Below are 13,194 nucleotides of genomic sequence, written 5' to 3'. Positions count from 1 at the left end.
CTCTCGCACCGGCATTCCAATGTCCATACGGCTCAGGTCAATCCTGCCGGCGAACGTCGTCGTGCTCCATACCCGCCTCATTCCTGGCCCCGGATTGGCGGGATTCCGGTTCAGGCCCGGGACAGACTGGGGTCCGGTGATGATGTTTTCTTATGGTTTGTCATTGAGTTAAGCAGCCAATCCCTGGCTTCATGAAAAGTCTTTTTTCGGTTGTTTTGACGGCAGCATCCTGTTTTCTGAGTTTTCTTGAATAGGCCTGGGCTATGCTGGGAATTTAAGGCCATGGATATGTGCGTTTGCGCCAAGGTGCATGACAGGACACGGGCAGGCGCTCCGGCAGGGACAGGCGTAAAATGATCTGGAATATGTTCCCGATGGAGAGGAATTGACGAAAAATGGCGAAAAAAAGGGGGCTGAATGGAGATCGGCATGAAAAGCCGCGTGGTTGCCGAAACATCAGGCTGCCCCCTGCATACGCCTGTTCCTGATGCCCCGGCCAACCACACGACCATGGCGTATATTCACACTTTTGACACGCTTGGCAAGAGTTGCCTGTTCCTGCGGACAGAGACGCGAGGGAGATATGCATCGGATGTGTCGAGGGAAAATTTTGGGCTGACGCCAGGGGCACGTCTAAATGGATGAAAAGAGAATCCCCGATTAAAAGTAGAAGATCATGAAATTGGAATTGTGAGCAAAATCATGAATTCCACAAATTAGAAAAGATCAAATCTGTCTTTCTCAATGCAAATATGAAATCATGCACTTTCTTCTTGCAATCTTAACCGTTTTTGAATATTCCTCTGTCACCTTTGGCTATGCTCTTCCCCTGTGATTGTGCAGCACAACCGGCGGGGCCTCCGAAAGAGGAAGGGCCTGCCGGTGCAGAGTAGGGAAGAAGAGCCGGTCCAGAAACATTCGGTCAGGGCTCTGTTCCCGAGGCGCCTCTCGCCCCGTAACCTGCCCCCATGACAGGTGCCCGTGGGAGCAGAGCCCGTTTTTCCCTCTCTCCGATGCGATACCGACAGGCCCTTCATTCTGGCCGGGCATGCATGGCATGGGGCCTGTTCAGACCCGCCCCCTTCAAGTGTGCGTGCTTATGCTGCCATGAGCCTGCCCGGGTCTCCATGGGCAGAAGTTACACTTGACAGGATCGTTCCGCGAAAAAATGCCCATGACCACACGTATCATGTGAACATGATGGCGAGGGCCGATGTCTTGCGCCGCAGGGGCTGAAACTGAAACGGGACCGCAAAGGCCATCAGGGGAGATCTATCATGGCAGGATGATCACCCGGCCAGTCCCATTTCGGCAATCGAGCTCGGAAGAATCGCTCACGATTGCCTTTGCCGCATATACAAGCTGCCCCTGGATGCCCTGGATAAGCACACGACGCGACACAGCGCTGCTATCTTACTCGTTACCCCGGCAAAAGCCCAGTCGTGTCCAAGAAAATTCAAGAAACGTGTTGTCGACGCCAATCGACCGAAGAAAAAAGACTTTCCAAAAGTTGCACACTACACGACACAACTTTGCCATCTTTCTCGTCACCCCGGCGAAAGCCGGGTTCTCGAGCCACAGGCGCATGCGTAACTGGCCTTAGATACCGGCTTTCGCCGGTATGACGGTATAAATGTCATGTAGTGTGCATAAGTTGGGTTGTTGCTTAACTCATTGATAAAGAAAAGAAAACATCATCACCGGACCCCAGTCTGTCCCGGGCTTAAATCGGGATCCCGGCAATCCGGGGCCAGGAATGAGGGGAAGTTGGAGAACGACAACATTCGCCGACTGGCTTGGTTTGTGCCGTATGGATATAAAATGCCGGAACGGGATTGTATCCCGTTCCGGAATGTTTTGGCGGGGTTTGCAACCCCGCCTAAGGCGTGAATGGCGGGGTAATATACCCCGCCGAAACGTTGGATAAGGATATGCAATATCCTTCCGGCGGTAAGGGCGTTTTTGGTAGGTGATGGTGCTCACCAACAGGCTTGATTTGCGTCGTATGCTTTTTTGATGGGAGGTTCCTCTTGAAGGGGAGAGTCCTGAAGAACCAATCTTGACTGTCATCACCGCATGCGTAAACCGCCCCTGGATATCCGGGACAAGCACCCTACGCGAAACAACGCTGCCATCTTACTCGTCACCCCGGCGAAAGCCGGGGTCTCGAGCCACAGGCGCATGCGTAACTGGCCTGAGATACCGGCTTTCGCCGATATGACGATATAAGGGGCAAGTAGCATGCGGGACACGCCCGGGCATGACGTAACTTGTTGATATTCCACACAAAAACAACAATCTCCAAGTTCGGGCGATGGTGGGAGAATGCCTTGGTAAAAGCATCTATGGTGCATGTGAGTGCTTACACTCTTAATGATGAAAATCATTCTCAACGCATAGAGTAATTTAGTTGGATACAAATGGGCGAAAGCCTCAGGTCTCGTGCCATAAACTCATGCCTTTGTGACCTGAGATACCGGCTGATCTAAGGTATAACGATTTGGGTGTCGTGTAGCAGGAAAGATGTTCTCGGAATTCAATCAGAAGTGATGGCGAACTTCATGCCACCTTGTGTGGTGTCAAGGATGGGTGCCAGATATAAGCCAGTGTTTTTGTGCAGAAAAAAGGGCTCCGTTCCTGAGGCGCTCGTCATGGGGGCAGGATAACGGGGCGAGAGGCGCATGAGGAACAGAGCCCGCAAGAAAGCTCTTGCACTTTCTTGTATCGTTTACAACTTTATTTAGATAAATGGATATTGTCAACAACCGGTATGCGTTTCATGAGAGGGGCGCGTGTGGTTTTCCACAGGTTCTCCCCAAAGTAAGGGCTCTTTTTGGTGTTTCCTGGCCCTGGCGGAAGAATTCCCGATGCCCGGATCCGGCCAGTCGACACGCGGCCGGAGGGGGCCCGGCCGCGCCTTGTGTCATGAACAGTCACGCAAAGGATCACAGATCGCCGTTGGCGCCGGCTTCCATGATCTTTTCCAGCCGCTCGCGCACGGAGATCGCCCGCTTGCGCAGCTCATCGGAGATGCGGTTGGGGTTGGGCGAGGTGTCCATCCAGCGCACGTCCCAGTCAAGGGTGACAAGCCAGATGTCGCCGTTTCTGTCTTCCATCACCGCGATCTTGCAGGGGATGAAAACAATGAATTCCGGCACGTATTCGAGAATGTAGGCGAGTGTCTGCAGATCACAGAAGGAATAGATCTCCACCCGTGGATAGTTCTTGTCATAGATCTCGCGAATGATCTTGTAGGGCGTGGAGACGCCAACGAACTTCATGTTCAGCTCGTTGGCCTTCATTTTCATCGATTCCACAACCTCATCGAAGGAAAGCCCCTTGGCGGCCTTTTTCTTCGCCGCCATGAAGTTGATCATCTGCTTCAGCGAAAAGGGATTGTAATACATCAGCGACTGCATCGCCTTCATCTTCGCTTCCGCGGAGATGGGCGGCATGAACTGATGCTTGATGAATTTCTCCTTCGGCGGCGTCGGAATCTGCAGCCAGCCCTTCTGCTCCGGCAGGCGTTTCGGTATCGGCGGCGTGCCGTGATAATAGCTCTTGGCGTTCATCTTGGCCGTTTCCTCGTCCATCTCCTGGGCGAGAGCCGATCCAGGCCCGCCGGCACTTCCCAGGAGCAGAACAGAAAGCCCTGCAGCCAGCAGCAACTGAAACCCGTTCTTCATGGCGCTTCGTTCCCCATCCAACGCGATTGGTCTTGCGGCCCAATGGCGCACCCGCCTCATCGCTCGGCATGTTTGAGATAGGGGTGCGGCCCGTGGCCGGATCCTTTCATTTTCTTTCGCCCGCTTTCGGAATGTGTCCTTCTTGTCCGGGCGGACATGGAGCGAACCTCATTTCTTCTGCATCTGGCTCGGCGGATTGATCCCCAAGGCCTCTGGCGTGGCGTTCATGATGGCCAGGCTTGCGCGCATGAATTGCACCATGAGGTTCGGATCCATCATCTTCATCATGGAATCGAGCATTTCCGGCTCCATCATCAGCTTCATCCACTGCTGCATGAGGGCCGGATCGACCATGGCCAGCATGGTGGAATACCATTGCGGATCGAACATCAGCTTCAGAAAATCCGCATAGATGTCGGTATCGGCGGCCAGCTTGCTCATGTTTTCCATGAACTTCGGATCGGCGACGAGCTTCATGTAGGATTCCATGATCCTGGGATCGACCATCTTCGCCGCCGCCTTGAGAAACTCCGGGTTGGCCATCACCCGCATGTAGCCTTCCATCAGCTTCGGATCGGCCAGCTTCATCACCCCGTTGAACATCTTCGGATCGGTCATGATCCGCATGTAGTTCTCGACAAGCTTGGGGTCGGCCATCTTGATCATGGCCTTAATAAAGCTGGGATGGGTCATGATCCGCATCATCGGTTCCACGATCTTCGGATCGCCCAGCTTCACCAGCGTTTCCAAAAGCCGCGGATCGCCCAGCATGTTGAGATAGTTGCCAAGCAGGGTCGGATCGCCCAGCTTCAGCATGGCCTCGAAAAAGGCGGGATTGGTGGCCAGCTTCATCCATTCGCTCATCAACTCCGGATCGGCCATGGTGATCATGCTCTCCATCATCTTCGGATTGGAGAGGATCCCCATGAAGGCCGTGATCTGATTGGGCGAGGGCGTGGCCGAAAACAGGTTGGTCCATTTCGGATCCTTCAGCGCCTTCAGCCAGTCCTGCGTGGAGCCGAAAGAGGGCAGGGAAAGTCCGGGCGAGTCGGTCTGGGCGGCAAGGCTCGCCGCAGGGCTAAGTGAAAGCGCGGTCATCAGCCCCAGGGCCGGCAAAGAGAGAAGCGAGCGCAATGCGGACATTGGGCGTTCCTCGATGTTGTTGGCATTCTTGGAAAAGAGCGGATTGCAATACATACCGGATCGGCCGGGATGCGCCGCCGGGACGATGCGGCGAGAAGCGACACACCCCGGCCGCCTCGCGCATGGGATTCATGGGCGCGAGGATCCGGTCGTGATCCAGGTGCCGCTCAGTTGGCGTCCTTCTTCTGCTTGGATTTCTGATAGGCCTCGAGCGCCTTTTTCAGCTCGGCATCAGAAAGCTTCTTGTGCACGTTGGGATCGAAGGACTCGCCCAGCTGGTCATAGATGTTCGACAGCGGGGCGTGGCAGGCCGTGCACCATTCGCCATAGTCGCCGAAAATCTGCGACATGGACGACCACATCGGCTTGGTCGTCTCGTTGTACATTTTGAACATGGCGCTCATCATGAGCATCATGGAATCGGTCATCGCCTTGGCGGCATCCCCGTAGGCCTGGGCAATGTCGCCGCCGGTGCTCTTGGCTTCCTCCGCCGACGTGACAGGAGCAATGGCAAGAAGCGCGGACAGCGCAGATATGGCGATGGCACCCTTGATGATCTTCATGGTCTCCCTCCTGGTTGGACGGTTTTGCGTCAATCAGCGGGCCGATGCGGCGTTTGTCTTTTCGCCTGTGCCCGCCGGCTTTTTCCGCAAAGCCGCCCCATTTCCTCCCGATGCGCTCTTGCCGGCGCTTGTCGTTCTTAAGTTGTGGGGAATGCGGCGGGTTTCATCCGTCTTGTTCTCCGCCTTTTCTCCCTGCACGCCAAACGTCCGCAAGCCCTGCCAGGCAAAAAGCGGAAAAAGTCGGACAGGAGAAAGGCCGGAGAAACACCGACAGATGAAATGTGTCGCCTCCGTTCCCCGCCAGACATATAGCATATTTTGAATATTATATACAATCACTTTCTGCCAATAACCGGCGTCGGAATGCACAAAAAAGCATGACAAATGGCCGGAGCGGGCGCTGGACCCGTTCCGGCCTCTTTTGTTGGAATGGAGATATCGAATGAGAGACCCTCCGCCAGAAGAATATTGTACATCCTCACCCAACGTTTCAGCGGGGCACACGACACTCCCAACGTCACACCGTAGATCAGCCGGTATCTAAGGCCACTTACTCATGCGTCTGTGGCTCGAGACCCCGGCTGATCTACGGGGTGATGAGAAAGATGGCGACGTTGTGTCGTATAGTGTGCCTGACTTTAGCGGGCGCGGGCGGAGCCGTTGCCGAAATTGTAGGTCCAGCCCAGGGAAACCTCGAACTGATACATGGCAAGCCGAGCATGTCCGCCGCCGTATACACTGGGCACCGGGCCTTTTTGCTTTCCTGTCGGGGCGATCATGAAGGCGAAATCCAGATCATTGTGCTTGTCGATGCGCCAGGTGGCGCCGCCGGTGAATTCATGCCGGATCACGCCGGGCGAGATGATGTTGATCGCCACCTGCGAGGAGGGCACCGGATTGGGCCAGATATAGGCATAGCCGGCCCGCAGGATCAGGTCATTGCTGAACTGATATTCGAGGCCCAGCTTGATGGTGTTGCTGTCCTGCCAGCCGAAGCCGGGGCCGCTGTCTGTGCCGAATTTGTCGGTGCCATTATAGATGCTGCTGCGCCCGATGGCCTTCACCCCGTCATAGAAGATGTGGCGATAATCCAGCATCAGCCGCAACATATCCGTAACCTGCCAGGCAATGCCCACCTGCAGATTGGCCGGGATGTCGAGATTGCCGCGCTCGGCGAACAGGCCCTTGTACTTGTCAAGCCGCGTCATCCACATCTTGCTCTGATAGGACGCGCCGAAGCTGAATGCATCGGTCACCTGCCAGGTCAGGCCGACGCGGAATCCCCCGCCCACCGACCAGTCATAGCCATTGCCGGAAAAACGCGAAGGATAGGCCGACATCCCAGAGAACCCTGCGCCGTTGTTGCCCAGGCCATAGGCGCGGAAGCGCTGCACGGCGAAGATGGGGGCGATGCCAAGCGAGAGCCGGTCGGTCACCCGCCGGGCATAGGCCGCGGAGACGAACATCTGCATGAGATCCACGCCGGCCTTGCCGAAGCAGAAGGCGCCGCCGTTTGCACAGCCCAGGGAAGAGCGGAATTTCTTGTATGTGGTATTCATGCCGCCGTTGCCGAAAATGGAAAAGGCAAAGGCGGAATCCGCATCCAGCTGGCGCACATAAGCGAGGGTGGGCGCCGGCCAGACATTCCCCGTGCTCTTGTGCCGACCGGATGAGATCCGTGTTGTGTTCCACGCGCGATATTCGCGAAACGGCATGAAAATGCTCATGCCCAGATTGAACTGATCGCCGATACCGACAAGCCCGGCCGGATTGATGGAAATGCCGGTGCCATCCTCCACCGCCGCAACACCGGCACCCGCCAGTCCCTTGTGCCGCAGGCCATAGGCATGCTGAAACATGCCTTCCGTGGCCCATGTCGCCTCCGTGCCGGCAAGAGCCGTGATGGCAAGTGCCAGAAAGGCCGTCTTTTTCATCTTTTTGAGGCCAAAAGCCAAAGGACGCATCACTCCCCTCCCTCATGTCCTCTCTGTTCCGGGCCTCCCCCCGAAGGCCCGCATTGCATTTGCCAACGATTCGCATGTGAGAAAAGTCTCATATTAGAAAAATATTGTATAAGTAATTCCTCATATTAATCATGAACACATCTCGATGCGTTCATATACAGGTTCGCATGCGGGGTGTCTAGCCTTCTTTGTGACGGATAATTGTCTGAAGGATTTGCAATAATCTTGCAAAAATTATTCTAATGGTTGTTTGATAATTCTGATTAATGCCATTTTTATGTATGTATTTCCCTTGCCGATAGAGGTTTATACCCTCTTGAAGAAATATTCGGCGGAAAACACGACACATGCATCGTCATACCGGCGAAAGCCGGCATCTCAAGCCATTTACTCATGCGTTTGTGGCTCAAGACCCAAGGCTTGCGCCGAGGTGATGAGAAAGGCGGCAACGGTGTGTCGTATAGTACGCGCCCTTACTCAAGCCTAACCCCCTGATTTGGTCAGTACGCATGAAAAAACGCCATGACCGTGATGGTCATGGCGCTTTTGTGTGAAAGCCGCTGTCGCGTTCCCGAGTGTGCGTGTTTTATGCGAGCAGCTTGCGGATGTTCAGCGCGCCCGTGTGGATCCGGCGCCGAAGTTGTAGGTCCAGCCAACAGAGAATTCGAACTGATACATCCAGTCCTTGATGGTATTGCCCGTGGAGGACCCGGACCCCGGATTGATTTCTGGACCAGTCACTGACGTCTTGGGTGCGAACATGAAAGCGAAGTCAATGTCATTGTTGGAGTTGAGCCGATAGGTTGCTCCGCCGGTGATCTCATGCTGGATCACGCCTGGTGCCAGAATATTGAAGATTACAGCTCTCTTGCGAACGGGATTTGGAAAGGTATAAGCATAGCCGGCGCGCAGGATGAGATCGTCGCTCCACTGGTATTCGAGGCCGACCTTGATGGTGTTGGTATCGCGCCAATCGAAACCACAGCCATCACTGGCCCCCAGTCGTGTCGAAGCAGTGGTGCACACGCCTCTGTTAGCGATGGCTTCAACATCGCTATAGAAAATGTGGCGATAATCCACCATCAATTTCAGCGCATCCGTGGGTTTCAGGGCAATGCCGACCTGCAGGTTGGCCGGAATGTCGAAGTCGCCGCCCTCGGCGAACAGCCCCTTGTACTTCTTGAACTTCGACATCCACATCTTGGTCTGGTAGGACGCGCCGATGCTGAAGAAATCGGAGGGTTGGAACAGCACGCCCACACGCACGCCGCCGCCCACGGAATAGCTGTAGCCCCGGTTGGAAAGATTGCCGGAGCTTGTAGACAAAAGACCGAAACTGCTGATGCCGTAAGCCTTGAAGCGCTGAACGGCGAACAGCGGCGCAACACCGATGCTGAAGCTGTCTCCGAACTTGCGGGCGTAAGCCGCGGAGATGAACATCTGCATGAGATCGACACCGGTTTCACCGCCGCCGAACGGGCCGCTCTTGTTGCTTCCCGAATTCGCCTTGTAAGTGGTGTTCATGCCGCCATTGCCGAAGATGGAAAAGGCGAGAGCCGAATCGGCATCCAGCTGACGCACATAGGCGAAGGTGGGCACGCCGAAAAACTTGCGGCCGCTCTTGTAATCACCAGTGTAAGCATTTGCGGCTGGTGGCGTGGCACTCCCGGTTGATTTGAACCCGCGAATGGGAATGAACACGGAAAGCCCAAGATTGACCTGATCACCGATGCCGACCAGGCCAGCCGGATTGATGGAAATGCCGGTGCCGTCCTCGATGGAGGCCGCACCCGCGCCCGCCAGCGCCTTGTGCCGCAGACCATAGGCATGCTGGAAATAGCCTTCCGTGGCGAACGCCTCACCGGCCAGGGCCAGTCCGGTGGCCAGGGCCATCGTCGATACAGCCAGACGCAGTGCCTTGCGCATGTCCTTCGTTCTCCCCTCTCGAGCTTGCATCACATTCTGTCGCAACATCACGGCAATGGGAACTTTCCTCAACTGACCCATCGCCGCCTGTTCGTCACGCCGGGCGCCATTTAAAAAGGCGCCCTCTCATCCCCCGTGTCCTGCCTGATGAGAGCATCATGCCCTCATCCCACGTCAACCGATGCCACACAGGCAAAAACGCCTTTCCGCATCGGTTACAATCAAAACATATCAAAATTTTCTAATATAAATGAATAATACTCACATTCATGGTTTTGCAAATAAACACATTGTTGCCACGCTGTCCAGATTCCCCGGCGGTAATGGACATGAAAAAGGCGCCATGCGCATGGGCATGGCGCCGATTTCGTGATCGTCTGTTGTCTTTGCGCAACAGATCTGGCTGCGGCCTGTGCCGCAGGATCGAATCAGGCGTCCGCCGTGTGCTTGATCTTGAAGACGTAGACGTCGCCGTCCTGGGAGGATTCGACCAGCTCGTTGCCCGTCTGGTTGCAGAAGGCGGCGAAGTCGGCCACGGAACCCGGATCGGTGGCGTAGACCACCAGAATCTCGCCCTTGGGCACGGACTTCAGCATCTTCTTGGCCTTCAGGATGGGCAGCGGGCAGTTCAGGCCCTTGGCGTCGAGAACGTGTTCGGACATCTTTCCTCTTCTCCTTGCCTTCTGACGTTGCTCCTAGTGCCGGGGAGGGAAGGGCGCAGGAGCACCTGCTCCCCGGTACGGCGGTGTCACCGGGATGTCCCTGCCGAGATCCCGGATGATCAGATGAACATGTTGATGTGGCACTTGGAGGCCACTTCGAAATAGGTGGCCGCACCACCCAGCTCGATCTCGTCGATGAGATCCTCGCGCTTGTACTCGAACAGATCCACCGTCATCTGACAGGCGATCATGCGCACATCCGAGAGGATGGCGGCCTCGCGCAGCTCCTCCAGCGAGGCCACGCCCTTTTCCTTGATCATCTTCTTCATCATCGCGCCGGCGATGGCGTCCACGCCCGGGATCATGGCCATGAAGTTCGGCATGGCGATATGCGTGCCGAACATGGGCATCTCCATGGCGGCATTGCCCAGCACCGTGAACTTGGGATCCAGCTTCTTCTTCACCAGCTGCAGGCCATAGAAGGTGAAGAACAGCGTCACCTCATAATCGAGCGCCGCCGCGGTCGTGGCCAGGATGAAGGGCGGATAGGCCCAGTCCAGCGATCCCTTGGTGACGATGATGCTTAAGGACTTGGGGTTGATGGCGGTTTCGGCCCCGTTGCTTTCGGTCATCGGACTTCACTCCCCTCCTTGACGAACGGCCGGCGATGATTCCGATCCTGTGCTTTGCCCCCGGCTGTCCTTGCGGAGTGATTTGTCCGTTTCCGCAAGAACAGTCTCCGGAAATAGCTCGCCGAGCCTCCATGCCACGGACGTCTTCTTGTCATATTAGCGTCATTGAATGCACCGAAGCCGGCGCAGGGTCAAGGCGAAACTGCCTGTCACGCACAACCCGCCTCGCGGCCTTCACCGCTCCGTCCTGACAAGGTGACGGCCACAAGCACCCTGTCAACCCTGCAAGGGAGACGCTGCTTGGCCATCGGGCAGCCGCTTGCGGCTTTACGGCCCGGGTTTCAGATATCCAGCACCTTTTCCATGTATTTCACGCCCGCCACGCCACCGGCGATGATCGACAGCGTTGCCAGGATCGAGCCGGCCGCCAGCGTGCTCATGCCGGTGATGCCCTGGCCGATGGTGCAGCCCAGCGCCAGAATGCCGCCAAAGCCCATCAGCACACCGCCCAGCATGTTGCGCACGGTATCGGGCGTGTCCACGAAAGTGGAGAGATGGAACGACCCCGTCAGCTTCGAGCTGATGAACGAGCCGAGAATGGCACCGAAGACCGTGGCGATGCCGAACTTGATGGTCGAGCCCGTCCACGTCATCAGATACTGAAAGGCATCGCCCGTGGGGGCAATGAAGGTCAGGCCCGTGATCTGCACCGGCTCGAACTCGTCATAGCCGAGAATGCCCGTGGCCGCCCAGGCCGCCACCACAAGCCCGCCCAGCAGCAGCCCGGCCAGCACATGCCGCGGCGAGCGGCGAAAGCCCGCATCCTTGAAGGCGAAGCCCGCCAGGCCCGCTGCAAAGAGGAAGGCCACCACCGGCCCCGTCACCGAAGGCGAAAGTCCGGTGAGACCCGAAACGATGGTGGCAATGCCCTGATCGCTCAAGCCGAAGCTGGAGAGATTGACCGCCAGCAGATCACGCAGCCAGATGCGGGGCATGGCCAGAATGCCGCGCATGGCCATGTAGCCGGCCCAGCCGATGAAGAACAGCACGACAAGCGCCTTCAAGTCGCCGTTGCCCACGCGCATGAGGTTGCGCCCCGGGCAGCCGCCGCCAATGACCATGCCGAAACCGAAGATCAGCCCGCCGATGATGATGCCAAGCCAGGGAAAGGCGCTGTTGAGATAGATGGAGCGGGTGAGATCGATGAGCCCCATCAGATGCAGCGTCTGCGCGCCGGCAATCGCCGTGGCCATGGCCAGCATCCAGGCCCGCATGCGCCGCCAGTCGCCAAAGGAAATGATGTCGGAAACCGCGCCCATGGCGCAGAAATTGGTGCGATGCGTCACCCACCCGAAGGCGATGCCGATGATGAACCCGGTAATGCCCATGAGGGTGGAAACTTCAAGCTCTTCAAGACCGGCCATGCCCCTTCTCCTCCCGTTGTGCCGTTTCCTCCTGAAAGATCCTTCGTGTGTTGGCCGCTGCCCTTCTCGCCGTTGCGGTCGTTTTCCCGCATGGTTGAGCAGGCGAGGGCGGCACCGGCAGGCGTCTTTATGCCTTCACGTTTCCAGATATTCAACTGTTTGAATGTTTGAATCCGCCTGAAAGGGCATTTTTCCCTGCCCGCGGCCTTGAAAAAGCCTGCCGCAGGGGCTCTCGCCGTTGTGAAAGGCGGCAGACATTTGTCGTCTTGCGCATATGTGAATATGAGCATAAAAAGGACATCCGGAACGAAGTGGACAGCCGCCCGCTCTCGGATCGCAACGCATTGCAGGCCCGGCGGCATCCCGTCTGGGGGCGAATGCCGGGCATCTCTGTCAGGGAATGAGGGGCGGCCCTGCCGGAAGGGGTAAGTCGGGATGGACATCGCCAAGTTGCAGGACAACGCCTCCAAGGCCAGCGTGCTGCTCAAGACCATGGCCAATGAATGGCGCCTGCTGATTCTCTGTCACCTGGCGGAGAAGGAGCGTTCGGTCAGCGAGCTGGAAAGGCTCATCGGTCTCAATCAGTCCGCCCTCTCCCAGCATCTGGCCGTCCTGCGCCGGGAAAACCTGGTCAAGACCCGGCGGGAGGCCCAGTCCATCTATTATTCTCTCGCCTCCGAAGAGGCGGCCAAGATCATGAGCACGCTCTACACCCTCTACTGCGCCACCCCCGGCGAGGAGGGCGAGCCGCTGTGCAAGGGCCCGGCCGCCTCCGGCTGAGAGCGTCGGACCAGGTTGCCGCTTCGCCCATTCCTATCCGGAGGTGGACAGCAATCGCTGCGTCGCCGGCATCCACTGAATCACGCTACACGACACATGCATCGTCATACCGGCAAAAGCCCACTGGTGTCCAAGGAAAGTTCAGCATGGGAGGAGCTCCTCGAAAAGGGGCAGGGAAGTGGTGGGGTGGGGTGTGGCGCGTGGCGGTTTTGGCGGCGGGTGGAAAAGGGTTGCGGCCACGAGCACGCGGATGTCCTTGAGCCTCATTGCACCACTTGCGGTATCTGCTTTCGTGACCAGGCGGTGATATTCACGCAGCAGAAGCCAGGCGATCACCGCCACCCACAGTTGTACAAGAATGGCGTTGCGGCTTTCGCCCATGAAACGCTTGACCTTCAGATTTTGCTTCAACCA

9 protein-coding genes and 1 pseudogene are annotated in these 13,194 nt (G+C 56.9%); 1 reads left to right on the top strand and 9 read right to left on the bottom strand.

Annotation, left to right across the window (positions count from 1 at the left end; all coding sequences use genetic code 11):
- Positions 1 to 2,945: 2,945 nt before the first annotated feature.
- The 8 genes from EK16_RS11225 to EK16_RS00175 form a co-directional block, all read right to left on the bottom strand.
- Positions 2,946 to 3,686, bottom strand: coding sequence for a DUF302 domain-containing protein (locus EK16_RS11225; RefSeq protein WP_051928689.1), 741 nt, complete (start codon positions 3,684 to 3,686; stop codon positions 2,946 to 2,948).
- 168 nt (positions 3,687 to 3,854) lie between these two features.
- On the bottom strand, positions 3,855 to 4,829 hold the full coding sequence (locus tag EK16_RS00210) for a hypothetical protein (protein WP_156098393.1): 975 nt from the start codon (positions 4,827 to 4,829) through the stop codon (positions 3,855 to 3,857).
- A 167-nt stretch (positions 4,830 to 4,996) separates the two neighbouring features.
- Entirely contained in the window at positions 4,997 to 5,392 is a 396-nt protein-coding gene (locus tag EK16_RS00205) for a hypothetical protein (protein ID WP_038033408.1), read from the bottom strand.
- 638 nt (positions 5,393 to 6,030) lie between these two features.
- Entirely contained in the window at positions 6,031 to 7,356 is a 1,326-nt protein-coding gene (locus EK16_RS00195) for an OmpP1/FadL family transporter (protein WP_051928688.1), read from the bottom strand.
- 609 nt (positions 7,357 to 7,965) lie between these two features.
- Positions 7,966 to 9,282, bottom strand: coding sequence for an OmpP1/FadL family transporter (locus EK16_RS00190; protein WP_038033402.1), 1,317 nt, complete (start codon positions 9,280 to 9,282; stop codon positions 7,966 to 7,968).
- 428 nt (positions 9,283 to 9,710) lie between these two features.
- Positions 9,711 to 9,944 (bottom strand): sulfurtransferase TusA family protein, encoded by a 234-nt coding sequence (locus tag EK16_RS00185; protein ID WP_038033395.1) that lies wholly within the window; start codon positions 9,942 to 9,944, stop codon positions 9,711 to 9,713.
- 119 nt (positions 9,945 to 10,063) lie between these two features.
- The gene (locus EK16_RS00180) at positions 10,064 to 10,576 is read right to left on the bottom strand and encodes a sulfur carrier protein DsrE2 (RefSeq protein ID WP_197059554.1); all 513 of its coding nucleotides are present in this window, start codon (positions 10,574 to 10,576) and stop codon (positions 10,064 to 10,066) included.
- Between the two features lie 341 nt (positions 10,577 to 10,917).
- Positions 10,918 to 12,000 carry a YeeE/YedE family protein gene (locus EK16_RS00175; RefSeq protein WP_038033392.1) on the bottom strand — a complete coding sequence of 361 codons (1,083 nt, stop codon included), beginning with the start codon at positions 11,998 to 12,000 and terminating at the stop codon, positions 10,918 to 10,920.
- A 435-nt stretch (positions 12,001 to 12,435) separates the two neighbouring features.
- On the opposite strand from EK16_RS00175, the gene EK16_RS00170 reads away from it, so the two are divergent.
- Positions 12,436 to 12,780 (top strand): ArsR/SmtB family transcription factor, encoded by a 345-nt coding sequence (locus EK16_RS00170; RefSeq protein ID WP_038033390.1) that lies wholly within the window; start codon positions 12,436 to 12,438, stop codon positions 12,778 to 12,780.
- Between the two features lie 141 nt (positions 12,781 to 12,921).
- On the opposite strand, the pseudogene EK16_RS12595 reads toward EK16_RS00170, so the two are convergent.
- A pseudogene (locus EK16_RS12595) lies at positions 12,922 to 13,194 on the bottom strand (hypothetical protein); the annotation flags it as partial.

It is taken from the genome of Thermopetrobacter sp. TC1 (assembly GCF_000746275.1).
Taxonomy (GTDB): Bacteria; Pseudomonadota; Alphaproteobacteria; order Rhizobiales; family Aestuariivirgaceae; genus Thermopetrobacter.
This window is presented reverse-complemented; position numbering and strand designations above follow the sequence as displayed.